This is a genomic window from Massilia sp. DJPM01 (assembly GCF_030348125.1).
Classification (GTDB): domain Bacteria; phylum Pseudomonadota; class Gammaproteobacteria; order Burkholderiales; family Burkholderiaceae_D; genus Telluria_A; species Telluria_A frigida.
The window spans coordinates 21,089-44,199 of the sequence record NZ_JAQOZV010000038.1 but is presented as its reverse complement, the minus strand read 5'-3'; the positions used below and the strand labels follow the sequence as shown (position 1 = coordinate 44,199).

Here is a 23,111-nt window from a genome sequence, read left to right as displayed (position 1 = left end):
AAACTTCATTCTGTATGCATGCATATCTATCTCGACACCTGCGCATTTGCGCATCTGCTGTTACAATCCGGCCATGCGACGCCTGCTGATTATTTTTTTGCTGATGGTTTTCCCGCTCCAGGTGAGCTGGGCGGCGGCGAGCGCCTATTGCGGGCATGAACCCGCCGCCTCCGTCGCGCATCCCGGCCACCATCAGCATGCCGATGACCACCAGGCCGACCCGGACGATTCTCCCTTCGGTTTCGACACAGACTGCGGCGACTGCCATTTCACCAGTGTCGGCATCACCGCCACGCCAAGCGGCGACAATGCGCCGCCACCCACATCGTATGCCGATGCCGCCGACGCGGCATGCCTGGCGACCCTGCGGCCCGCCCGCCCGGAACGGCCCAAATGGCAACGCGCCGCCTGATCCGGCTGCCGCTGTCGCTTTCCTGATATCCGCTTAGCGCGGTTCATCATCGCCGTCAACAATACGCACACCGCTAGCGCGCCTGGCCGGATTCCCTTGTCTATTTAACCAGGAGAATTCGATGTACAAACTCGTCTTGCCGTTGGCAATTGCCGCGGCGTGGCCCTGCCATGCGCAGGCCCGGAACCTGCCAGCGCCTGCATTCACAGTGGCGTCAACGGTGACGCCAAAAACCCAAGCTGTTGCCACGCCGCCCGTGGCCACGCTATTGGCGCCTTCCGGCGCGCCGTCCGTCGCACCTCATCAAGGTGCGCTTACCGACGCGCCGTCCGCAGCAACTCCCCATGGCGCGCTTGCCGACGCACCGTCCGTCGCACCTCATCAGGGCGCGCATGCCGATGCGCCGTATGTCGCAACTCATCGGGATGCGCATGCCGATGCGCCGTCTGTCGCACCTCATCGGGGCGCGCCTGCCAATGCACCGCCCGTCGCAACTCGTCGGGATGCGTATGCCTATGCGCCGTCAGTCGCAACTCATCGGGATGCGCATCCCGATGCACTGTCGCTCGCGACCCATCAGGGCACGCATGCCGGCGCACCGTCCGTCGCAACCCATCAGGGCGCGCTTGCCGACGCGCCCCCCGTTGGCGCTCCGATATCGGCCGCCGCGCCATTGTCCCTGGCTAGCGCGCTGTCCCGCGTCCTGCAAGCGAACACCGACCTGCGCGCAGGTGCCCTCGAAATCGACGCCCAGTCGGGCGCCGTCTTGCAGGCCGGGGTCGCCCCCAACCCGGAACTGGCCACCCTGGTCGAAGATGCACGCGAACCGACCAGAACCACAACGGTGCAACTTAACGTGCCGATCGAACTGGGCGGCAAGCGTGCGGCGCGCGTCAACGCCGCCCAGCTCGGGCACGACGCCGCCGGCGCCGAACTGGCCGTCAAGCGCAATGCCGTGCTCGCCTCGGCACGCGCTGCCTTCCACGACCTGCTCGCCGCCCAGCAACGCCAGCAGATCGCCGCCGAATCGCTCACCCTTGCCAATGGTGCGCTCGCTGCCGCGACCAAGCGCGTCCTGGCTGGCAAGAACTCGCCGGTCGATGAAACGCGTGCCCGCATCGCCGCGTCCAGCGTCAAAGTCGACCTGGCCCAGGCAGCCGGCGAACTGGCCGGCGCAAAAAAACGCCTCGCCGCGCTTTGGGGCGGGACCGGGCGCGATATCGGCCGCGCCGAGGGCTACCTCGACCGTCTGCCCGCGCGCGCTTCCCTGCCCCATCTCATGGAACAACTCAAGGCCGCGCCCGCGTTACGGCTTGCGCACATCGAACTGGCGCGCCGTCAAGCCTTGTCGCAGGTCGAACGGACCGGCCGCGTGCCCGACCTGACCGTCAGCATCGGCGCCAAACGCGACCAGCAAGCGGGCCGCAACCAGGCTGTGTTCGGCCTGGCCATTCCCCTGCCCCTGTTCGACCGCAACCAGGGCAAGCTGCACGAAGCGCTGCAACGCAGCGAAAAAGCCCGCGCCGAACTCGATGGTGCCCGAGCGCGGCTAAGCAACGAGCTGGCGCAGGCGCACGAAGCGCTGAGCGTCGCCCGTGAACAGGCCCAACTGCTGAACGACGACGTCCTGCCCGGTGCGCAAAGCGCCTACGAGGCGGCCCGCACCGGTTTCGAGTACGGAAAGTTCAACCTCATCGATGTGATCGACGCCCAGCGCACCTTGCTGCAAGCCCGCACCCAGCACCTGCGCGCCCTGGCGGACGCCCATCGCGCCGCCGCCGATATCGACAGCATCCTCGGCGCCCCCGGCGCCGCCCAGACAGTGGAGTAATGCATGAAATACCCTTTCGATAAAAAACAAACCATCGTGATGATCGTCGTCCTGCTCATTGGCGCCGTGCTGGCAATGCTGATCGTTGCGCGCAAACCCGCCCAGCCGCAGCACGACGAGCACGAGGAACACGGCGGGCAAGCGGACGCCGCCCAAGTGGACCACGGCGGCAAGCCGCACCAGGAAGACGCCGTGCCCGCACGCGGCCCCCATGGCGGCAAGCTGTTCGTCAGCCAGGGCTACGGCCTGGAGGTCACTATCTTGGACCACAGCGCCGGCCCGCAGTTCCGCCTTTTTACCTACCAGGATGGCAAACCGCTCGATCCCGCGGCCACCAAGGCCACGTTGACCCTGGAGCGCCTGGGACGGACGCCGCAAACCATCCGCTTCGCGCGCGAAGACGACTATCTGCGCGGCGACGCCATCGTCGGCGAGCCGCATTCCTTCAAAGTGGCCGTTGCGGCCCAGTCCGGCGGCAAGACTTACCGCTTCGCCTACGAGCAGGTCGAGGCGCGGGTGACGATGTCGGAAACACAAACGGCGCAGAACGGGATCGATGTCCACACCGCCGGCCCGGCGCGCATCAAGAGCGTGCTCAAACTCAATGGCGAGATCCAGCTGAACGCCGACCGCACGGTGCACGTCGCCCCGCGCCTGGCTGGGATGGTCGAATCGGTCAGCGCAAACGCGGGCCAAACGGTGCGCAAGGGCCAGGTGCTGGCGGTGCTGTCTAGCCAGGCACTGGCGGGCGAACGCAGCGCCTTGCTGGGGGCGCAGCAGCGTTTGGTGCTGGCGCGTAGCGTATTCGAGCGCGAGCGCACGCTGTGGCAACAGAAAATCACGGCGGAACAGGATTACCAGCAAGCCCGCGCCGCCCTGCAGGAAGCCGAGATCGCCACGCAAAGCGCGCGCCAGAAGCTCGACGCGCTCGGGGTCGGCGCCGGCAGCCTGACACAGTTGGCGCGTTATGAAGTACGCGCGCCGATCGATGGCGTAATCACCCAGAAAACCGTGGCCGCCGGCGAATCGGTGAAGGAAGAAGCCAGCCTGTTCGTGGTGGCCGACATGTCGACCGTCTGGGCCGAGCTTTCCGTGAGCGCACGCGACCTTGAAACCATCCGCCAGGGCCAGAACGCGACCGTGCGCGCGGGCGCGGCCGATACGGTGGCTAGCGGCACCATTTCCTACGTCAGCGCCCTGGTCGGCGAGCAGACGCGGGCCGCCAAGGCGCGCGTGGTCTTGCCCAATCCGAAGGGCGTGTGGCGGCCAGGCCTGCCGGTCACGGTGGATGTGGTCGCCGCCGAACTCACCGTGCCGGTCGCGGTGCTGGTCGAAGCGATCCAGACCGTGAACGAGCTGCCCGCCGTGTTCGGCCGCTATGGCGACCATTTCGAAGCACGCCCGCTGGTGCTCGGACGCAGCGATGGCGAGTCGGTCGAGGTCGTCAGCGGCCTGCTGCCCGGTGAAAAATATGCGGCAAAGAACAGCTTCCTGATCAAGGCCGACCTCGGCAAAGCCGGCGCCAGCCACGACCATTAAGGAGCCGCCATGTTCGATACCCTCATTCGTTTCTCGATAGAACGGCGCTGGCTGGTACTGATGCTGGCCGCTTTCGTGGCGGCGCTCGGCATCTACAGTTACCGCCAGTTGCCGATCGACGCCGTACCCGACATCACCAACGTCCAGGTCCAGGTCAATACCGCCCTGCCCGGCTATTCGCCGCTGGAAGCCGAGCAGCGCATCACGTTTCCGATCGAAACGGCGATGGCCGGTTTGCCCCATCTGGAACAGACCCGTTCGCTCTCGCGCTACGGCCTGTCGCAGGTGACCGTGATTTTCAAGGATGGCACCGACATCTATTTTGCGCGCCAGCTGGTCAACGAGCGCTTGCAGCAAGTGCGCGCCAGCCTGCCCGCTGGGGCTTCGCCCGCCATGGGGCCGATGTCGACCGGCCTGGGCGAGATCTATATGTGGACCGTGGAAGCCAAGCCCGGCGCCCTGAAAACCGACGGCACGCCCTACGATTCCACCGACCTGCGCCAGATCCAGGACTGGATCGTCAAGCCGCAATTGCGCAACGTGCCCGGCGTGACTGAAATCAATACCATCGGCGGTTATGCCAGGGAACTGCACATCGCACCGAATCCGGGCCAGATGGTGGCGCACGGGCTGTCGCTGGCCGACATCGTCGAAGCGCTCGAGCGCAACAACAGCAACGTCGGCGCCGGCTACATCGAGCGCGGCGGCGAGCAATACCTGGTGCGCGTGCCGGGCCAGGTTGGCTCGGCCGAGGAGATCGGCGGCATCATCCTGCGCTCCAGCCAGGGCGTGCCGCTGCACATCCGCGATGTGGCCGAGGTGGGCGTAGGCAAGGAGTTGCGCACCGGCGCCGCCTCCGAAAATGGCCAGGAAGTCGTGCTCGGCACCGTGTTCATGCTGATCGGCGAGAACAGCCGGGCGGTGTCGGCCGCGGTCGACAAGAAGCTGGGCGAGATCAACCGTACCCTGCCGGCCGGCGTGCTGGCCCGCACCGTCTACGACCGCACCGACCTGGTCGACAAGGCGATTGCCACCGTGCGCCAGAACTTGCTGGAGGGCGCGGCGCTGGTGATCATCGTGCTGTTCGTCTTCCTCGGCAATATCCGCGCGGCCCTGATCACGGCGCTGGTGATTCCCCTGGCCATGCTGGCCACCTTCAGCGGCATGGTCGCCAACGGCGTCAGCGCCAACCTGATGAGCCTGGGAGCGCTCGACTTCGGCATCATCATCGACGGTGCCGTGGTCATCGTGGAAAACTGCGTGCGGCGCCTGGCCCATGCCCAGGCCGCCGCCGGACGCCCGCTCACGCGCGAGGAACGCTTGCGCGAAGTCTTCGCCGCCGCCGGCGAGGCGCGCCGTCCGCTGCTGTTCGGCCAGCTCATCATCATGGTGGTGTACCTGCCGATCTTCGCCCTCACCGGGGTCGAGGGCAAGATGTTCCATCCGATGGCATTCACGGTCGTGGCCGCGCTGGTGGCGGCGATGGTGCTGTCGGTGACCTTTATTCCGGCCGCCGTGGCGCTGATGATCGGCAACAAGGTCAGCGAGCACGACAGCCGGATCATGGGCTGGGCCAGGCGTGCCTATCTGCCGCTGCTGCGCTTGTCCAGTGCCAACAAGGGGCCGGTGATAGTCATTGCCGGCGTGGCGATCGGCCTGTCCGCGCTGCTGGCCACGCGTCTGGGCAGCGAATTCGTGCCCAGCCTCAATGAAGGCGACATCACCATGCACGCGCTGCGCATTCCGGGCACGAGTTTGTCGCAGGCGGTCCAGATGCAGCTTGCGCTGGAACGCACCATCAAGCAGTTTCCCGAGGTCGATACGGTGTTTTCCAAGATGGGCACGGCGGAAATCGCCAGCGACCCGATGCCGCCGAGCGTGGCCGATACCTTCATCATGCTCAAGCCGCGCTCCGAATGGCCCAAGCCGGCGCGCAGCAAGGAACAGTTGCTCGCCGCGCTGGAACAGGCGGTCGGCAAGGTGCCGGGCAATAACTACGAGTTCACCCAGCCGATCCAGATGCGCTTTAACGAGTTGCTGTCGGGCGTGCGCAGCGACGTGGCGATCAAGGTATTCGGGGACGACACGGAGGTCATGGGCCGCAGCGCCGCCCAGATCGCCGCCGTGCTGGAAACCATCCCCGGTGCGGCCGACGTCAAGGTCGAGCAGACCACAGGCTTGCCGATGCTCACCATTCGCATCGACCGGGCCCGCACCGCGCGCGTTGGCGTCAACGTTGGCGACGTGCAGCAGACCATTGCCACGGCCATAGGCGGGGCCAACGCCGGTTCGCTGTTCGAGGGCGACCGCCGGGTCGACATCGTGGTGCGCCTGCCGGAAGCCTTGCACGCCGACCTGGACGCCATCCGGCGCCTGCCGATCCGGGTGGCTGTGCGTGAAGGCAATCAGCCAGCCGCGTACGTGCCGCTGGGCGACGTGGCGCAGCTGGACATGAGCCCCGGCCCGAACCAGGTCAGCCGAGAAAACGGCAAGCGGCTGGTGGTGGTCACGGCCAATGTGCGCGGGCGCGATATCGGCTCGTTCGTGGCCGATGCCGGGGCGGCGATTGGCCAGCAGGTCAAGATTCCACCCGGGTACTGGATCACCTGGGGCGGGACGTTTGAGCAGTTGCAATCGGCCACCAGCCGGCTGCAACTGGTGGTGCCGGCCACGCTGGCACTGGTGTTCATGCTGCTGTTCGTCATGTTCGGCAATGTGCGCGACGGCTTGCTGGTGTTTACCGGCGTGCCGTTCGCACTGACCGGTGGCATCGTGGCGCTGTGGATGCGCGGCATTCCACTGTCGATTTCGGCGGCGGTCGGCTTCATTGCCTTGTCCGGCGTCGCGGTGCTCAACGGGCTGGTGATGATTTCCTTCATTCGCGGCTTGCGTGCGGAAGGCATGCCGCTGGCGCAAGCGGTGGAAAGCGGCGCCATGACGCGCTTGCGGCCGGTGCTGATGACGGCGCTGGTGGCCTCGCTCGGCTTCGTGCCGATGGCACTGGCGACCGGTACGGGGGCGGAAGTGCAGCGTCCGCTGGCGACCGTGGTCATTGGCGGGGTGTTGTCGTCGACCTTGCTGACCTTGCTGGTGCTGCCGCTGCTGTATCAGTGGGCGCACCGGCGCGACGCGTGATGACTTGAGCAGGCGCTTGCGCGCATCGGGGCTACACCGCCAAGGCGCGGAACGCGAAGATGGTGGAGGACGGCTCCTGCCGCGCCTCTACCGCTGGCGCCATTCTGCCGAGAAGCCGCAGACGGGTATTTCTTACGTTTCATCCACGCCCAGGCCACCAGTTACTGGAGCGCCGACCGCGACTACCAACGTGACAACCAGATGGGCGCGAACGCGATCTAGCTTGCCGATCATCTTTTCGCCGGCAAAAAAGTGGCGATTTGGGCGCATGCCGTGCACCTGGCGCGGGGGGGCAGCGCTCGCCAACGAACCTGCAGGCCGGCGATGTAATGCACCGGCACTGGGGACGCGACTACAAGGTGGCGCAGTTCGCTGGCGGGACGATTTTCGAGTATGTCTCCGGAAAACCGGCGGCGGTGCCGATGCTTGCCGCCGGGAGCCTGGAGCAACGCCTTGTGGAGCAGGCCAAATCGGTCGTCGGTTTAACGCCGCTCGCGCCGGTCGAACTGCCCCAGTTCAGCTACGAATATCTCACCAGCGGTTCGGCATCGTCGGTATCCCGATCGTGCACGAACAGCACGACCCCGTGCATCCTGGCCAAGTGCTCCCGTACAGCGCGGCCTGGGCCGACGCAGGCCAACTGATGCATACCTGGCTTGCCTACTTTCTCATCGCAGTCATCATGCTGCACATCGTCGGGGCGCTGAAGCACGATATCGTCGCCCGCGACGGCACCTTACGCCGCATGCTCGGTGCCCGTATTCCATCGCGATGTCGAAGCCGTTGTCGTCAGTGTCGCTGCCTGACCGTTCTCGGTCGAAACCGAGCGTGTTTGAAGATCGCCAACAATGTCCGACATGCGCCTGCTCGCCCAAGATCTATTGCCGGGTATTCTGGAAGGTCCTCATCCCTCAAGGTGTTGCACTACCAAATGAGATTGCACGATGCCAAATTAGCACAGCGTCGATATTTCTTTATCGGCGCTTTGTAGTGCGGAATTTATCTAGTTGATTGGCAATAACATTTATTGCTATCAACCAGACCCTCAGGGGAAAATGAAACAAAACGCAGCGTAACAGGCAATAGATCATTGAATATTCACAATGAAATGCGCTCACAGGCAAAATTCCTATCCTATAGCAATGGTTTGAATCGCGGCTGTATTGACAAATAGGATTCGATTAGGTTTACCAATTTATTAATTGATTCATTCGTCTTCATACTTGTATCGCCATTTGGCGCCACGTCAGTTCGATGCCATTCATCCTTTCTGTATTTCCCGTTCCCTGTCATGCGTATCGGTCGCGCTGCGTCAGCGACGCAGTTCTGCCACGGGGCATTAGTCCTGCGTTAAAATGGCCGCCTTTTGCGGCAAGCGGCACGATTTGAATGTCCCTGCAGGGCAGCATCGTCGGGCGGGGTTGGGAGGACTGAAAGACATATGGAATGCCGGATGCGTAGCGAAAAATTATGGATAGACCTGACCTATGCACGGTCGCCATTGTTCGTGCGACAGACTGTGGCGCATGCTTTTGGAATTCCTGTTAACCAGGAATTCACTTGGGAACTGCTGCGGGACCTCATTTGCAACCTCGATGCGTCCGTGTTGCCGAAGGAAGTGATATTCGAGGGATGGCCAAGGATGAGTATGACCATCCCCGACGAAGCGGAGCGGCTCAGCGGCTTCCTGCGCGCCCTTCAACTGCGCCATCCCGATATCAACGTGTCGATCGTTATTCTTTAGCGACACCGCTCGCTGTCTCGAAGTTATTATCTTCACTCACCAGTCGTGGAAGAACCCGCATGGATAGTAGAACTACCGAAGCCAACTGTGTGAATATCGAGGGCAGTTGTCGTTCAGCCGATCTGCGTCGTTTTGCAGCCAGCGGTCCTGTCGGGAAACTTTCCCTGACAAAGATGCCCTTGCTGACGGAGCGGATCGCACGCGGATTTCGCTCGTTCCAATCGGTGGACCAATTATGGTTATGGTGCGACATCACGCGCACGGCGATGCGCCATGTGGTGTCGATTCCCGGATTACGGGTCCTCGACGTGCTTCGCATGGTAAAACCCGGCCGCCTGGAAGGATTTTCGGCAGCATCCGCGCTGGAAGAGTTCAGAGCGAACCACTCCCTCTCGGCAGACGACATCATGGAAGTTTGCAGGTGCCCGTCGTTGCGCGAACTCGGTGCCCAGGGAGCTGAACTATCGGCCCAGGCAATCAGCGCGCTTCTGCAACTGCCCAAGCTGGCGTCGCTTGACCTGGAGGGTTCCCGCTTTGACGATGCCATGGCCGCGCAGCTCAGCGCGTCCACGTCGATTACCAGCTTGAGCATCGCCGCAACCGATATCTCGAGCGTCGGCCTCGCGCACCTCTGCAGGATGAAGCAGCTTCGCCAGCTTGATTTGTGGGCAACGTCCATCCCGGAATCCGATCTCGTTCTGCTGGCCGGACTGCCCGAGCTCGAATATGTGTCTGTCGGCGGGTACGATCATCTGCCTTCCATGCAGGCCGCAAGCTTGTTGCCGCTCCTGTCCGCAATCCCGTCGCTGAAACAGCTGTGGCTTGATGGCGTGGATCTGACGCCCTCACAACGGGACCAACTGGCTGCCCGCTACGAGTACCTTCGCATCACCTGAAACGGCACCGGCCACACCAGGGCGCCTGCCGGCCATCGCAACACCGCAAAGGCAATTCCTGCCGCGCTTGCCGGAACCCGCCGGCCGGGAACGCGTCCGCCCCTGGAAGTGTTGCGCCGCAAGATGAATTTGAGCATGATCGATTGCTCAAATGCCAACGATCCATCGCTTTTCGGTTATCATTGCTGTACTGAAAGGTTAAGCCGCATGGCGACGCCTCACCGTCACTCAATGGGATTTAGCATGATCGTAGGAATCGACCTCGGCACCACCAACAGCCTGATCTCCGTCTGGGAGAACGGCGCCGCCCGCCTCATCCCCAACCAGCTGGGCGATGTCCTGACCCCGTCCTGCGTCAGCGTCGACGAAGACGGCACGATCCTGGTTGGACGTGCCGCGCGCGAGCGCCTGCAAACCCATCCGGCCCAAAGCGCCGCCGCCTTCAAGCGTCACATGGGCAGCGACAAGAAAATCACCCTTGGCAAGCGCGCTTTCCGCGCCGAAGAACTGTCGGCCCTGATCCTGCGCGCGCTCAAGGAAGACGCCGAGGCCGCCCTCGGCCAGCCCGTCACCGAAGCCATCATCACCGTCCCGGCCTATTTTTCCGACGCCCAGCGCAAGGCTACCCGCGCCGCCGGCCAGCTCGCCGGGCTCAAGGTCGACCGCCTGCTCAACGAGCCGACCGCAGCCGCCCTCGCCTACGGCATCCACCTGCGCGACAGCGAAAGCAAGTTCCTCGTGTTCGACCTCGGCGGCGGCACCTTCGACGTCTCGGTGCTCGACCTGTTCGAGAACGTGATGGAAGTGCGCGCCTCGGCGGGCGATAACTTCCTCGGCGGCGAGGATTTCGTGAGCGCCCTGGTCGAGCGTTTCTTCGAGCACAATAAACTCAACGAGACCTACCGCGACAACGCCCACTTCATGCAGCGCCTGAGCGCCCAGGTCGAACTGGCCAAGCGCGAGCTGAGCACATCCGCGCGCGCACTGATCCGCGTCACCGAAGGCAGCGAGAATTTTTCGATGGAACTCGACGAGCCCACCTTCGAGACCCTGTGCGCCCCCTTGCTGGCGCGCCTGCGCCACCCGGTCGAACGCGCCCTGCGCGACGCCAACCTGGTCGGCGCCGAGCTCGACAATATCGTGCTGGCCGGCGGCGCCACCCGCATGCCGGTCGTGCGCCGCATGGTGGCGCGCATGTTCGGCCGCTTCCCGGCCTGCGACATCAATCCGGACGAAGTCGTCGCGCTCGGCGCGGCAGTCCAGGCCGGCCTGAAGAGCAAGGATGCCGCCCTCGACGAAGTCGTCATGACCGATGTCTCGCCCTATTCCCTGGGCGTCGAAATCGCGATGCAGTACGATTCGGGCGGCCACTCGCGCGGCCACTTCGACCCGGTGATCGAACGCAACACCGTGGTGCCGGTCAGCCGCGTCAAGACGTATTCGCCGATCCACGAGCAGCAAAGCGCTATCGAAATCAATGTCTACCAGGGCGAAGCGCGCATGGTGGCCGACAACATCAAGCTGGGCACCCTGAGCGTTCCGGTTCTGCCCGGCACGCGCGAGGACAAGTCGGTCGAGGTGCGCTTCACCTACGACGTCAATGGCCTGCTGCAGGTCGAAGCGAGCGCGCGCAAGGGAGCCGAAAGCGCCGTCCTGATTATCGAAGGCAATCCGGGCTTGCTGTCGCCGCAGGAAATCAAGGACCGCCTGGCGTCGCTGTCGCAGCTTAAAATCCACCCGCGCGACCGCATCGAAATGCGCACCCTGCTGGCTCGCGGCGAGCGCCTTTACCAGCAACTGCGCGGCAGCGTACGCGATCAACTGTCGGTCGAGATGACGCGCTTCGAGGGCAATCTGGAAAGCCAGGACAAGCGCCTCATCGACGCTGCGGCCAAGCGCTTCGTGGAGGTCCTCGATTACGTCGAGCACCGGCACGCCGGCAACCCTTTCGGCGACGCCGACCTGTGACGCCCACGGCGCCGCTTCCGGGCGGCGCCCCGGTTTCACCCTTTGCCTGTTTCGGCGCACCCTCCTTTCTTCATCATGCCCCACATACCGCCATTTCTCGCCCGCCTGGGCCTTGACCGGAGCGCCGACGAACGCGCCATCCGGCGCGCCTACGCCCGCCAGCTCAAACAAATCGACCAGGAAACTGAGTCTGACCGCTTCCAGATCCTGCGTTCGGATTACGAATCGGCCCTGGCATGGCTGGCCTGGGGCGGCCATGATGATGATGATGATGATGACGGGAGCGGCATGGACGACGCCCTCGTTCACACCAGAGCCAGCGCCGACGTCATGCACGCCGATGGCGGCGGCCACCCGGCGCCGCAGCCATCGTACGCCCCATCCCAAGCCCCGGTATCGGTCAACATAGCTACCCAGCGGGACGACGCGGGCGTAGCGCCGCCCGCCCGCAATGCAGGCATGGAAACCGATCCCGGGCAGTTGGCCGACGATGTCTTCCAACAATTCCTGGGCGCGCTAACCAGCCTGCGCTCGGGCCGCATGCTGTACGACGACACCCTCTGGGCCGACGAGCTGCAACGCTGCCTGAACGATGACCGCCTGCTCAACATTGCCGCCCGCATGGGATTCGAAGCGCGCGTCGCCTATTTCCTGGCCGGTGCGCGCCAGCTCGGTCATGAAACCCTGTTCTTCGCCGCCATCAGCGTGTTCGGATGGATGTCAGACCGCCATCGCCTCGAAAAGTTCGGTCATCCGGGCGCCATGGTCAACCGCGCCATCGACGAGCGCAATATGTTCCACGCTCAGGAAGAAATCGACCGTACCGGGCAGCAAGAAGCGCTGGCAGGCTTGCGCAAGCCTGCCCTGCCCCGGCTTGGCGAACTGCGGCGCCTGATGCCGCATTTGCAGACAATGCTGGCGCGTTTCCCTGGGTTGATGAGGCTGATCGCCGACGAGGAGGCAATCGGCCGCTGGCACGAAGCGTATGCCGCTTTGACTGCCGAGCGCGGCGCTCCATTAATCGTCAGGGAGAGCGAATCGGCAGTCGCAGGCGAGCCGGAAAAGTCGAGCTCGGGTTTCGGCTGGATCGCGGGCGTGATCATACTGATCTCCGTCGTGTTCAACTCGATGAAGTCGATTCCCCCAGCGCTTCCCCTGGCGACGCCACCCACGCTGGAATCGGTCAATCAGGCGCCCTGGAAGCCGGCCGCTCTGACACCCGGCCAGGAACCGGATTACGCCCCCCTGCTCACGGAGATGAACAAGAACACCAGAAGCGCGCTCCCGCCAGCGCCCCCCCAGGGCGAACGGCTGACGCCCGCCCAGCTCGATGAAATCGGCTCGCGCATCGACTACAAGGTCGACAATGATGCCGCGCCCGGCCTTCGATCGGCCGACTTTGACGTCGTTCTCGATGCCGCCGGCAAGGTCAAGTCGTTGAAACAATTGGACGGATCGGGTGATAAACGCTACGCCCACGCCGTCGGCAAGGCGATCAGGGAATCCAAGCCGTTTCCGGCCACGGTCGAGCGCCACTTCGCGGTGACATACTCGGTCCGCATAACGCGCGTGCTTCGCCCGCCCGAGTTTGTTTCCCCGCCGCCGCCGGTGTTTCCATCAGCCACAGGAGCGTCCGAGAAGACGGACACCAAGCCGCGCCCCGCGCCGCCTGCGCCGCCTGAGGCGCTTGAAGACCCGCCGGGCACGCGGTAAGCAGGCTCGCACACGAAGGGAATGAGCATGCACGCAGTACGAATTGACATGCGCTTCACGGGGCCGCCGCCCGGCGACGTGCCGGCTGCGCACTTGAATCTGTTTCTGGGCGCGCTGAGAAAAAACGGCCAGGTCTGCGGCAGGGAATGGCCGATTGTCATGGATAGCGGCGCTTGCGTCACGACCGTATTGACGCCCGCCGCGGATGCGCTCGACGCGCGCTATCACGGCACCTATGTCAGGCGCTGTATCGCCGACGCGCAGCAGGCAGGCATCACCTTTGGCTGGTCGCTTATCGGGGAAGAATGCGACTCGGCCGAGGCATGCGGCTGCGCAAACCCGGGCGCTTACGTGTTATTTACCACCTGCCTGACACTGGAGTCGCCCGTGCGGTGCATGGACTGCTTCGGGCCGGTGCCGCTGTACCGGTTCACGGCGCCGCCCGATACCGAGTTTCATGACGTGATATCGTGGCAGTCCGATTATCAGTCATGCGACCATCTGCAAATGAATTGCACGGTGCTGGAAAAAGCCGCTACGCGCCAGATGTCGGTGATCGACAGCGCATTGTCGGCAGCCGGCCGCGCATGCTGCGCCGTCTTGTCGGAACGGGCCGGAAAGCCGTTTTATTACTACCTGTACCGCGATAAAGGCCGCGGCGCCGCCCTGGAAGCGCAACGGCGTTGTCCGGCCTGCGATGGCCCCTGGCAATTGCCGGCGAGGCTGCACGGATGCTTTGATTTTCGGTGCGACAACTGCCGGCTGTTGTCGAATGTTGCCTTTAACCTGAGTGCCAGCTATATGATGACAGCCCCGGATCAACTTCGCGCCCCGATTGCCCCATGCCCACCCTGATTCTCACACCGCGCCATACCGACGATTCGCACGTGCTGTGGAAGGCGGCGGCGCGTCTTGGCTGGCAAGTGGAGCGGCTGGCCGCCTGGCGCGTGCCGCCGGCGCTGCAATCGCTGGCCGATCCGGTGCTGTACGCCGAGGCGCTGTTCGGCCCGACCCTCGCCGAGCAGCTCGGCCTGGCCTTGCTCAATCCGGCGCAAGACTGGCTGGTGCGGCTTCCGTTCGACTACCGCAAGCGCGCCATTACCCTTGCCACGCTCGGCGCCGCGCGCCAGCTCACGGAGCCGGCATTCATCAAGCCGCCGAATGACAAGAGTTTTCCGGCGGCCGTCTATCGCGGACCGGAATTGCCGGCCGAATACGACGACGCCATGCCGGTCCTCGTTTCCGGCGTGGTGACCTGGGAATTGGAATTTCGCTGCTTTATCCTGGACCGGACGCTAGCCACCTATTCGATCTATTCGCGCCGGGGCGAATTGCAGCGCGACGCTGATTTTCACAGCACCCCTGAAGAAGATGCGCAACTGGAGGCATTCATGGCCCGCCTGCTGGCCGACCCGGCCGTCGATCTGCCGGCCGCCACCGTGGTCGATGCGGGCATCATCGAGGGCCTCGGCTGGGCCTGCGTGGAGCAGAACGCGGCCTGGGGTGCGGGCATCTACGGCTGCGACGCCGAGCGCGTCCTGACGGTGCTGGAACGGGCCTCGGTCAAGCGTTGACAAGGGTTACGCCAAAAATCAGGTGCACGAAGTGTCGCAACTCAAGGGCGCTCCACGTCCACCTTTGATGCTGCGCAAAGTCGGTGCACTTGGTGGCAAATGCAGGATGGGTGATGCCTATACTTTACTCCGCAGCCAGCCTCATCACTAATGGTGGCGGCGGTGCTGCCGGGACATGCGCCGCATCTCCCGCGAGGACACGTTACCGCCGACATCACAAGAAGCGCCACGCTATGGATACCACTACCGCCGATCTGCGATCCACCCTGGCCGCACGCGCCGTCACGCGCACCGTCAACGTTCCCATGCCGACCCAGGTGTATTTTTGCCCGAACCAGTTCCAGCGCGTCCGGAAAGAGACGGTGGGGCAACCCGGCTGCCGGGCCTGGACCTCCGGATGCGGTCTTCGTGACGACGTCCAGCGCCGATTGATCGTCAACGCCACTCTGGCGGTACAGGCGATCGGGCAGCCGCAAGACCAGCCGAGTCCCTGATATGCGCGATTTACCGGAATCAGGCGTCGGCATGATCTGCCTTCCCGGCCTCGAAGCGTTTATCGAGGCCAATAAGGACCTGATCGACGTCATCGAAATCGAGCCCCAGCCGCTGTGGTTCAAATCGGCGGCGGCCGCTGTGCCGTATGCCATCAATACCGACGTATTGGCGCAATTGCGCGCCGATCCCCATCCCAAGCTGGTGCATGGCCTCGGTTTTCCGATTGGCGGCAGCGTGCCGCCAGAACCCGGGCAGGTAACGCTGTTCGCCGATGTCGTGAAAGCGCTCGACGCATCGTGGGCCAGCGAGCACCTGAGTTTTTCGCGCGCCAGCGGAGCGGATGGCGTATTCAGTACGGGCTTTTTGCTGCCACCGCTGCAAAGCGCGCAAACCGTGGCGCTGGCCGCTGCCAATATCCGGACGCTGAGCGCCAGCTTACCGGTGCCGTTTGCGTTCGAGACCGGTGTCAATTACCTGCAGCCGGTGCCGGGCGAAATGTCCGATGGCGCGTTTTTCGGCGCCATTGCCGAGGAAGCCGACTGCGCGATCCTGCTCGACTTGCATAACCTCTGGTGCAACGAGCGCAATGGCCGCCAGGGCGTGCTGGCGGCGCTCGACGATATGCCGCTCGAACGCGTGTGCGAAGTCCATCTGGCGGGTGGCGATTACCTCGACGGGTATTATCTCGATGCGCATTCGGGGCTGGTGCCGGCGGAGCTGATGCAGCTGGCGCATGCGGTGCTGCCGCGGCTGCCCAATCTCAAGGCGCTGATGTTTGAAATTGTCCCGGCGTACATGCGCGCGATCGCGCATCGCCACCTGACAGCGCAACTGCACGAATTGCACCGGCTGTGGGACGAGCGCAAGACCACGCTGCAAGTGGCATGCGCGACGCCGCGCGGCACGCTCCGCCACGCGGCTGCGGTCGATGACGCCTTGCCGTCACCGCCGCAATGGGAACGCGCGCTGGCCGGTCAAGTGCTGGGAATCGCCACGGACGAGCCTTGCACGGTGCCGCCGGATACCGATGAAGGTATTCGCGTGCTGCGCCAGCTGGTGGCGGCGGTACGCAGCGGCACCATCGTCGATTCGATGGCGCTCAGTTACCGCCTGATATCGCTCACAGTCGGGGAATCGGCGTTTCTCGCGTTATTGCACGCGTTCTGGAAAACCCGGCCGCCGGAACCGTTTGCCACCGAAGAAGCCCTCAATTTCGCCGAGTTCCTGCGCACCCAGGCGCTCCGCATTCCGCATCTGGACGAGGTACTGGCGTTTGAACTGGCCTCGCACCAGGTGCGCATGTACGGACAACCGAAAACCGTGCGCTTTACCTGTTCACCCTTGCCGCTGCTAATGGCATTGCGTAGCGCGCGCATGCCCGATTTTACCGACCGCGGCGAATTTGCATTGACCATCGCCCCGTGACGCTCAGCGCCCCTGGCGCCGCACCAGTTCGATCTCGAACAGCTTGGGCCACAGCTTGCCGGTGACGAACAGGCGCCGCTTCTTGCTGTCGTAAGCGATGCCGTTGAGAACATCGGCCGTGCCGCCAGCCCGGCTTTTCTCGTCCAGCAGCCCGGCCAGGTCGATCCAGCCGACCACCTTGCCGCTGGCCGGGTCGATCCGCGCGATCACGTCGGAACCCCACACGTTGGCGTACAGCTCGCCGTCGACCCATTCCATTTCGTTGAGGCGGTCGATCGGCTTGCCCTCGGCCGTGACCTGGATGCGCCGCACTTCCGCCAGTGTTTTCGGATTGAGCACGCGGATGGCGGCCGTGCCGTCGCTCATGAAAATGTCGCTGCCATTGTTCGCCAGCCCCCAGCCTTCGCCGGGATAGGAAAAGGTCTGCTTCATTTTCAGGGTCGCCTTGTCGAACACGAAACCGACGTGCGAGGTCCAGGTCAGGCCCACGATGGTATTGCCGACGTCGGTAATGCCTTCGCCGAAATAATCCGACGCGATGTCGGTTTTCATCAGCACCTTGCCGGTTTTCAGATCGGTTTTACGGACCGACGACTTTCCGTTCAGGCCAGTGCTTTCGTACAAGATGCCATCGGTGTAGAACAAGCCCTGGGTAAAGGCGTCCGGGTCATGCGGATACGTATTCTTCACCACGAAGCCGTACACGGGGATGGCAGCCTGCGCCGCGCCGGCACAGGCCAGCAGCAAACTCAGGGCCGCAATGGGAAATCTCTTCAAGTAACACCTCAGGTCGAATCGCTGAAACGGAAGGCATATCCTTCCTCATGGCATGAATACTAATACAATTGTAGCGGGACGGCACCGCCAGCGCGGGCGCCGCCATAAAAATGATCAACCAGCAAGGGAGTCCGTATTGAACATCCGTGATGCCGGCGCCGCCGATGCCGCCGCAATCGTCGCCATTTATAACCACTATATTTTGACTACCTGCGTGTCGTTCGAGGAACAGAGCGTCAGCGAGGAGGCAATGGCCGCCCGCATCACCGATCTGCAGCAAGCCGGCCTGCCCTTCCTCGCCATGACCGAGGGCGGCACCGTGATCGGCTATGCCTACGCCAGCAAGTGGCGGGTGCGCCATGCCTACCGCTTCGCGCTCGAATCTTCGATCTACCTGGTGCCGGGACTGGGCGGCAAGGGCCGTGGCAGCGCCCTGTACAAGGCGCTGCTGGCACGCGTGGCGCGCGATGGCTTCCACATGGTCATTGGCGGCGTGGCGCTGCCAAACGAGGCCAGCGTGGCACTGCACGAAAAACTCGGATTCAAGAAAGTCGCGCATTTCAGCGAAGTCGGCTTCAAGTTCGGGAACTGGATCGATGTCGCGTACTGGGAACTGAAACTGTCGGGCGCAGAATAAGCAACTAACAATTTTACAGTAGTCATTTCCCCTTGGAATGCTAACATGCAAAATTGCCTAGTTTGCAACCCAAGGAAAATTGATGGACGTAATTCTGTTTTTGCTACCGTTCGCCTTCTATTTCCACTTCCTGCGCTTTCGCAAGGCGGCCCGGCAGCGGACCGATGAGCTGGAGAAAACCGTGGCGGCACTGGCCGCCGAGGTGATCGCGCTCAAGGAAGACGTGAAGCGCGCCGCATCTGCCGCGCAGGCTGGCGCGTCGGCTACCGCGTCGGCTGCGCCTCGCCCCGCAGCGCCGCCCATCCCCGCGCGGACCGTTCCCGACGAAGCCAAGCTTGCCTATATGCCGGTGGCGCCGCCGGTCAGCGCGCCCGTGCCGCCACCTGTTCGGACGGTGCCGTACGCGCCTGCCGCTCCCCGGCCCGCGCCGGCCGAGCCCGCGCAAGCGATGCGTCGCCCGGAGCCCGCCGAACTGCCTGCCGCGTCGACCCCTGCCTGGATGCTGGCGGCCAAAAAATGGCTGTTTACCGGCAATCTGGTCGCCAAGCTCGGCCTGCTGATTCTGTTTATCGGCGTCAGTTTCCTGCTCAAATATGCGGCCGAGCGCACCACCGTGCCGATCGAACTGCGCCTGGCCGGCATCGTCATGGCCGATATCGCCCTGCTGGTCTGGGGCTGGCGCATCCGCGACAGCCGGCGCGGCATCAGCCTGCCCGTGCAAGGCGCGGCGCTGGGCATCCTGATGCTGGTCACCTTCGGCGCGTTCCGCATGTACCAGCTGATTCCGTCCGGCCTGGCGTTCGGCCTGCTGTTCGCACTGACCTTCTTCACCTGCCTGCTGGCGGTGCTGCAAAATGCCTTCTGGCTGGCCGTGTTCGGCATTTCCGGCGGCTTCCTGGCGCCGATCATGACGTCCACCGGCCAGGGCAGCCACATCGCGCTGTTTTCGTATTACGCACTGTTAAATGCCGGCATCCTGGGCATCGCGCTCAAGCGCTCGTGGCGCACCCTGAACCTGATCGGCTTCGCGTTTACCTTCGTGATCGGCACGGCCTGGGGCGTGCTGCGCTACGCACCGGAAAACTACCTGTCCACCCAGCTGTTCCTGATCGTCTTCGTGCTGTTCTACGTGGCCATCGCCATCGCCTACGCCGCGCGCCAGGCGCCGGCGCTGAAGAACTATGTCGACGCCACCCTGGTGTTCGGCGTGCCGCTGGTCGCCTTCGGCTTGCAGTACGGATTGGTCAAGGATACGCGTTTCGGCGTGGCATTCTCAGCCCTCGGCCTGGGCTTGTTCTACACCACGGCGGCGCTGGCCATGTGGCGGCGCGCCGCGCAGAACTTCAGGCTGCAGGTGGAATCGTTCCTGGCCCTCGGGCTGGTGTTCGGCACCCTGGCCCTGCCGTTCGCGCTCGATGGCCGCTGGACCTCGGCCGCGTGGGCGCTGGAAGGCGCCGGCGTGGTCTGGGTCGGCCTGCGCCAGCGCCAGGCGCTCACCGTCGCCTTCGGCCTGCTGGTGCAAGCCGGTGCGTGGATCTCGTTTATCGCCGCCATCAGCGGCATCGATGGCCAGGCCGAGGCGGCCAAGGCCAATCTGTGGCTGGGCTTCCTGCTGCTGACTGGCACCGCCTTCCTGATGGCCACCAATTTCCGCTCGCGCAAGGACGACCTGCCATCGCCGCTGCCAGCCGGGCTGGGCGGGGCGTTCCTGACGGTGGCCGCACTGTGGATGGTCGCCGGTGCCTGGACCGAAGTCATGCTGCGCACCAGCGGCGGCACGCAGGCCGCACTCATGGCCGCGAGCGCGCTGGCGGCATCGCTCATCCTGGCGTTCATCGCCACGCGCATGCAATGGGCGCTGGCGCGCACCCTGGCGCTGGGCGTGCAACTGACGAGCGGCGCTGTCTTGCTGCTGCTCACGCTGGCCCTCCTGTTCACCTCGTATTCGCTGGAGGCGCCGCTGTTGCGCACGCCATTCCTGGGCGCGCTGATCGTGTTCGGCGGCGCGCTGTTCAGCAGCTGGGCCATGCAACAGCAGTATCCCAAGCTGTCCAGGGCCATGCTGATGTGGTCGGCTGGCTGGTGGTTCGCTCCCGTGCTGGGGTTTTTCTGCATTTGGTTCAACAGCCATTACCAGCTGTTCGGCGGCGCTCGTTCGGACGGCATGTCGCTGCTGTCGGCGTATGGCATGGCCGTGGCCCTGTCGGCGCTGGCATTTGCCGCCGCCGCGCGCCGGCTGGCGTGGCAGGCGCTGCGCTGGCTCAGCGTTGCCGCCTGGATCGGGCTGCTGGGGGCGACCGTCGCCATCCTGACCGAACTGTACGACGGCAACGCCATCGCGCTCGACGCCGGGATTGCCCTGGCCTGCCTGTGGCTGACATCGGAATACCTGCTCAAGCGCTGGCCGCTCAATGGCTGGGCCATCGCCACGCCGTGGCTCCAGGCCCTGCACACTCTGCGCACCGGCGGCCCGTGGCTGATGATCTGGCCGGCCGCCGCGATCGCGGTATCGCGCTGGCTGTACGGGGTCGATAACGCCGACGCGGTCCTGCTGAGCCAGGCGGGCTGGCATACCAGCGGCAGCTGGGCCAACTTCATCCCGGCCTGGCTGATGATGCTGGCCATCGTCTGGGTCAGCGGCCGCGCGCGCACCGGCAAGTGGCCAGCCGCGCCTATTGCCAGCTGGCACCGGGGCGTGCTGGTTCCGCTGGCGAGCGGCTGGTCGCTGCTGCTGGCCGCCGTCTGGAACCTGACCCAGGACGGCGCCATGTCGCCCCTGCCCTATTTGCCAGTGCTCAACCCGCTCGACCTGACCAGCGGCTTCGCCATGCTGCTGGCGGTGGTGTGCTACCGCATGCGCCTGGCCGACCAGCCCGGCGAGAGCGAACAGTTGCTGCTGGCGCGCGTGCCCACGGCGCTGGCCTGGGCCGGCTACGCCTGGTTCAACCTGATGCTGCTGCGCACGGCGGCGCATTATCTGGCCATCCCGTACAACGTCGACACCTTGTTCGCCTCGCAGTTCATCCAGGCCATGCTGTCGCTGGTGTGGAGCGTGTCGGCGCTGCTGCTGATGTGGCGCGCGGCGAAGCAGGCATCGCGCAAGCTGTGGGTGGTCGGCGCGGTGCTGCTCGGCCTGGTGGTCGGCAAGCTGTTCCTGGTCGACCTGTCGGACGTGGGCGGGGTGGCGCGCATTGTCAGTTTTGTCGGCGTCGGCTTGCTGATGGTCGTGATCGGCTATATTGCACCGTTTCCAACGCAACACGATACGCCGCCGGAAGCGAGCGCGGCATGAACCAGGGAGTTGAACCCATGTTGAAGAAACCACTGGCCGGCCTGTGCCTGGCCGCACTGGCGGCGGCTGCCTCGCCGCTGGCGGCGGCCGATGCGCCGGCCAGCGACAAGCCGGACGATTACCGCCACGCCATACCGTTGACCGTCAGCGGCAAGGAATCGGTGGTGCAGCTGCGCCTGCCAAAAGACGTCTACCTGCACGCGCGCACGGCGGATTTGCGCGACCTGCGCCTGTTCGATGCGCAGGGCAACAAGCTGCCGTTCAGCCTGCAGGAACCGGCGGCACGGGCCGAACGCTCGCGGCGCGACCTGCCGGTGCGCCTGTTCGCCGTGCAGACGGCGCGCCCGGCCGGTTCCACCACCGACACCGATATCGACGTGCAGCGCTCCGCCGACGGCACGGTGCTGTCGGTCAGCACGCGCTCGCGCCCGGCCGCGGCGGCGGCGCCCGGCATCGATACCCTGGTGCTCGACCTTGGCGCGCCGGCAAGCCTGGTTGCCATCGATGCCTTGCGCTTCGCCCTGCCAGCCGGAGTCGACAGCTACAGCGCGCGCGTGGTGCTGGAAGCGAGCGACGATCTCAAGCGTTGGGATACGCTCGGCGACACCGATCTTTCCTGGCTGGTCAACGAGCGCGGCGAGAAGCTGGCCAGCGCGCGCATGGAGTTCGAGGCACGCTCATTCCGCTACGCACGCCTGAGCTGGCGCCAGGGCAAGCCGCTGCAGTTTGCCGCCATCACCGCCGAGTCGCCCCTGACCACGGCGGTGGCGCCGGCCGTGGAGCGCCTGGTAATCCAGCCCAAGCCGGGCCGCTTTCCCAACGACCATGTTTACCCCGCCGCGCTGGCGATTCCCGTGCAGCGCATCGGGCTCGACCTGGGCGAGCAGAACCTGGTCATGCCGGCCCAGCTTGGCCACTACGTGGAATTACCCGACCGCCAAGGCGGCCAGACGACGACCTGGCATTTCGAGCCGGTGGCGGCTGCCACCTTTTATCAGCTGATGCAAGGCGGCAAGCGCCGCGCCTCGGGCGATATCAGCATCACGCCCGCGCACCAGGCCGAATGGGTGGTACGCACGGAGACGGCGGGCGCGGCCGCGCCGGCGCTGCGCCTGGCCTGGTCGCCGGCCACGCTGGTGTTCCTGGCCAACGGCAAGCCGCCGTACCGTCTCGCCTTCGGCCGGACCGACGCCAAGCCAGGCGCCAGTGCGCTGGCGCAAGTGGCGCCCGGCTTCACGCCGGCCGAAATCGTCGCGCTTGAAAGCGCCGTGGCCGGGCCGATGCAAGTGGCCAGGGCTGCCCCCGGCGAGGGGCCCGGCGCCGCGAACAAGGCGGCGGCCGCCGCCCGCACCCGCATGTTCGCCCTGTGGGGCGCCCTGCTCGCGGGCGTCGGCGTGCTTTCCTTCATGGCGTGGCGCCTCATTAAACAAATGAAATAAGGAATCGGAAAGCATTGCGTGCCGCAGAGCACGCCGTTGCGCGCTTGCGCCTCGCGCTTGCGCCGCGCGCTTGCGCCTCGCGCTTGCGCCTCGCGCTTGCGCCGCGCGCTTGCGCTGCGACAGTGCCGCGCTCGTCGTTGCCGCCTACGCTGACTGACAGGGAGTTCAACGACTGTCATTCATTTGGAGGAAATCGGCATGGAGATCCGGCCTGGTTCATTTAACTTTCCGTCC

19 protein-coding genes are annotated in these 23,111 nt (G+C 64.7%); 17 read left to right on the top strand and 2 right to left on the bottom strand.

Annotation, left to right across the window (positions count from 1 at the left end; genetic code table 11):
- Positions 1–73 precede the first annotated feature (73 nt).
- The 4 genes from PO883_RS22195 to PO883_RS22180 all read left to right on the top strand — a co-directional run bounded on the left by PO883_RS22195 (position 74) and on the right by PO883_RS22180 (position 6,917).
- Positions 74–412: a cobalt-zinc-cadmium resistance protein gene (locus tag PO883_RS22195; protein WP_289311682.1), complete on the top strand. Its 339-nt coding sequence runs from the start codon at positions 74–76 to the stop codon at positions 410–412.
- 673 nt (positions 413–1,085) lie between these two features.
- Positions 1,086–2,243 (top strand): TolC family protein, encoded by a 1,158-nt coding sequence (locus PO883_RS22190; protein WP_289311681.1) that lies wholly within the window; start codon positions 1,086–1,088, stop codon positions 2,241–2,243.
- Positions 2,244–2,246: 3 nt separating this feature from the next.
- Entirely contained in the window at positions 2,247–3,782 is a 1,536-nt protein-coding gene (locus PO883_RS22185; protein WP_289311680.1) for an efflux RND transporter periplasmic adaptor subunit, read from the top strand.
- A gap of 9 nt (positions 3,783–3,791) precedes the next feature.
- Entirely contained in the window at positions 3,792–6,917 is a 3,126-nt protein-coding gene (locus PO883_RS22180; protein WP_289311679.1) for an efflux RND transporter permease subunit, read from the top strand.
- A 132-nt stretch (positions 6,918–7,049) separates the two neighbouring features.
- Here PO883_RS22180 and PO883_RS22175 read toward each other — a convergent pair whose 3' ends face one another.
- On the bottom strand, positions 7,050–7,187 hold the full coding sequence (locus tag PO883_RS22175) for a hypothetical protein (RefSeq protein WP_289311678.1): 138 nt from the start codon (positions 7,185–7,187) through the stop codon (positions 7,050–7,052).
- Between the two features lie 59 nt (positions 7,188–7,246).
- Between PO883_RS22175 and PO883_RS22170 the strand changes: the two genes are divergently transcribed.
- The 10 genes from PO883_RS22170 to PO883_RS22125 all read left to right on the top strand — a co-directional run bounded on the left by PO883_RS22170 (position 7,247) and on the right by PO883_RS22125 (position 16,732).
- Complete coding sequence (locus PO883_RS22170; protein ID WP_289311677.1) at positions 7,247–7,561, top strand: hypothetical protein; 315 nt, start codon at positions 7,247–7,249, stop codon at positions 7,559–7,561.
- Entirely contained in the window at positions 7,561–7,908 is a 348-nt protein-coding gene (locus tag PO883_RS22165) for a cytochrome b/b6 domain-containing protein (protein WP_289311676.1), read from the top strand. Before PO883_RS22170 ends, PO883_RS22165 begins: the two co-directional genes overlap by 1 nt.
- 462 nt (positions 7,909–8,370) lie before the next feature.
- The gene (locus PO883_RS22160; protein WP_289311675.1) at positions 8,371–8,661 is read left to right on the top strand and encodes a hypothetical protein; all 291 of its coding nucleotides are present in this window, start codon (positions 8,371–8,373) and stop codon (positions 8,659–8,661) included.
- Between the two features lie 59 nt (positions 8,662–8,720).
- A complete protein-coding gene (locus tag PO883_RS22155) occupies positions 8,721–9,557 on the top strand; it encodes a hypothetical protein (protein ID WP_289311674.1) in 837 nt (278 codons plus the stop codon).
- A 243-nt stretch (positions 9,558–9,800) separates the two neighbouring features.
- On the top strand, positions 9,801–11,525 hold the full coding sequence (locus PO883_RS22150) for a molecular chaperone HscC (RefSeq protein ID WP_289311673.1): 1,725 nt from the start codon (positions 9,801–9,803) through the stop codon (positions 11,523–11,525).
- A gap of 288 nt (positions 11,526–11,813) precedes the next feature.
- The gene (locus tag PO883_RS22145) at positions 11,814–13,238 is read left to right on the top strand and encodes a TonB C-terminal domain-containing protein (RefSeq protein WP_289311672.1); all 1,425 of its coding nucleotides are present in this window, start codon (positions 11,814–11,816) and stop codon (positions 13,236–13,238) included.
- Positions 13,239–13,259: 21 nt separating this feature from the next.
- Positions 13,260–14,093, top strand: coding sequence for a DUF2310 family Zn-ribbon-containing protein (locus PO883_RS22140; RefSeq protein ID WP_289311671.1), 834 nt, complete (start codon positions 13,260–13,262; stop codon positions 14,091–14,093).
- Positions 14,081–14,812: an ATP-grasp domain-containing protein gene (locus PO883_RS22135; RefSeq protein ID WP_289311670.1), complete on the top strand. Its 732-nt coding sequence runs from the start codon at positions 14,081–14,083 to the stop codon at positions 14,810–14,812. Before PO883_RS22140 ends, PO883_RS22135 begins: the two co-directional genes overlap by 13 nt.
- A 233-nt stretch (positions 14,813–15,045) precedes the next feature.
- Positions 15,046–15,306 carry a hypothetical protein gene (locus PO883_RS22130; protein ID WP_289311669.1) on the top strand — a complete coding sequence of 87 codons (261 nt, stop codon included), beginning with the start codon at positions 15,046–15,048 and terminating at the stop codon, positions 15,304–15,306.
- Positions 15,307–15,337: 31 nt separating this feature from the next.
- A complete protein-coding gene (locus PO883_RS22125; protein ID WP_289311668.1) occupies positions 15,338–16,732 on the top strand; it encodes a DUF692 family multinuclear iron-containing protein in 1,395 nt (464 codons plus the stop codon).
- 3 nt (positions 16,733–16,735) lie between these two features.
- Here the strand turns inward: PO883_RS22125 and PO883_RS22120 are convergent, their stop codons facing one another.
- Complete coding sequence (locus PO883_RS22120; RefSeq protein WP_289311667.1) at positions 16,736–17,509, bottom strand: glutaminyl-peptide cyclotransferase; 774 nt, start codon at positions 17,507–17,509, stop codon at positions 16,736–16,738.
- Between the two features lie 136 nt (positions 17,510–17,645).
- On the opposite strand from PO883_RS22120, the gene PO883_RS22115 reads away from it, so the two are divergent.
- The 3 genes from PO883_RS22115 (at position 17,646) to PO883_RS22105 (ending at position 22,877) form a co-directional block, all read left to right on the top strand.
- On the top strand, positions 17,646–18,146 hold the full coding sequence (locus tag PO883_RS22115) for an arsinothricin resistance N-acetyltransferase ArsN1 family B (protein ID WP_289311666.1): 501 nt from the start codon (positions 17,646–17,648) through the stop codon (positions 18,144–18,146).
- A gap of 82 nt (positions 18,147–18,228) precedes the next feature.
- Entirely contained in the window at positions 18,229–21,438 is a 3,210-nt protein-coding gene (locus PO883_RS22110; protein ID WP_289311665.1) for a DUF2339 domain-containing protein, read from the top strand.
- 17 nt (positions 21,439–21,455) lie between these two features.
- Positions 21,456–22,877, top strand: a complete 1,422-nt coding sequence (locus tag PO883_RS22105) for a DUF3999 family protein (protein WP_289311664.1) — start codon at positions 21,456–21,458, stop codon at positions 22,875–22,877.
- The last annotated feature ends 234 nt before the right edge of the window (positions 22,878–23,111 follow it).

Coding starts and splice junctions, on each gene's coding strand:
- PO883_RS22195 (WP_289311682.1), top strand. CDS start 74: ATGCGACGCCTGCTGATTATTTTTTTGCTGATGGTTTTCCCGCTCCAG.
- PO883_RS22185 (WP_289311680.1), top strand. CDS start 2,247: ATGAAATACCCTTTCGATAAAAAACAAACCATCGTGATGATCGTCGTC.
- PO883_RS22180 (WP_289311679.1), top strand. CDS start 3,792: ATGTTCGATACCCTCATTCGTTTCTCGATAGAACGGCGCTGGCTGGTA.
- PO883_RS22175 (WP_289311678.1), bottom strand. CDS start 7,187: ATGCGCCCAAATCGCCACTTTTTTGCCGGCGAAAAGATGATCGGCAAG.
- PO883_RS22170 (WP_289311677.1), top strand. CDS start 7,247: ATGCACCGGCACTGGGGACGCGACTACAAGGTGGCGCAGTTCGCTGGC.
- PO883_RS22165 (WP_289311676.1), top strand. CDS start 7,561: ATGCATACCTGGCTTGCCTACTTTCTCATCGCAGTCATCATGCTGCAC.
- PO883_RS22160 (WP_289311675.1), top strand. CDS start 8,371: ATGCGTAGCGAAAAATTATGGATAGACCTGACCTATGCACGGTCGCCA.
- PO883_RS22155 (WP_289311674.1), top strand. CDS start 8,721: ATGGATAGTAGAACTACCGAAGCCAACTGTGTGAATATCGAGGGCAGT.
- PO883_RS22150 (WP_289311673.1), top strand. CDS start 9,801: ATGATCGTAGGAATCGACCTCGGCACCACCAACAGCCTGATCTCCGTC.
- PO883_RS22145 (WP_289311672.1), top strand. CDS start 11,814: ATGGACGACGCCCTCGTTCACACCAGAGCCAGCGCCGACGTCATGCAC.
- PO883_RS22140 (WP_289311671.1), top strand. CDS start 13,260: ATGAGCATGCACGCAGTACGAATTGACATGCGCTTCACGGGGCCGCCG.
- PO883_RS22135 (WP_289311670.1), top strand. CDS start 14,081: ATGCCCACCCTGATTCTCACACCGCGCCATACCGACGATTCGCACGTG.
- PO883_RS22130 (WP_289311669.1), top strand. CDS start 15,046: ATGGATACCACTACCGCCGATCTGCGATCCACCCTGGCCGCACGCGCC.
- PO883_RS22125 (WP_289311668.1), top strand. CDS start 15,338: ATGATCTGCCTTCCCGGCCTCGAAGCGTTTATCGAGGCCAATAAGGAC.
- PO883_RS22110 (WP_289311665.1), top strand. CDS start 18,229: ATGGACGTAATTCTGTTTTTGCTACCGTTCGCCTTCTATTTCCACTTC.
- PO883_RS22105 (WP_289311664.1), top strand. CDS start 21,456: ATGTTGAAGAAACCACTGGCCGGCCTGTGCCTGGCCGCACTGGCGGCG.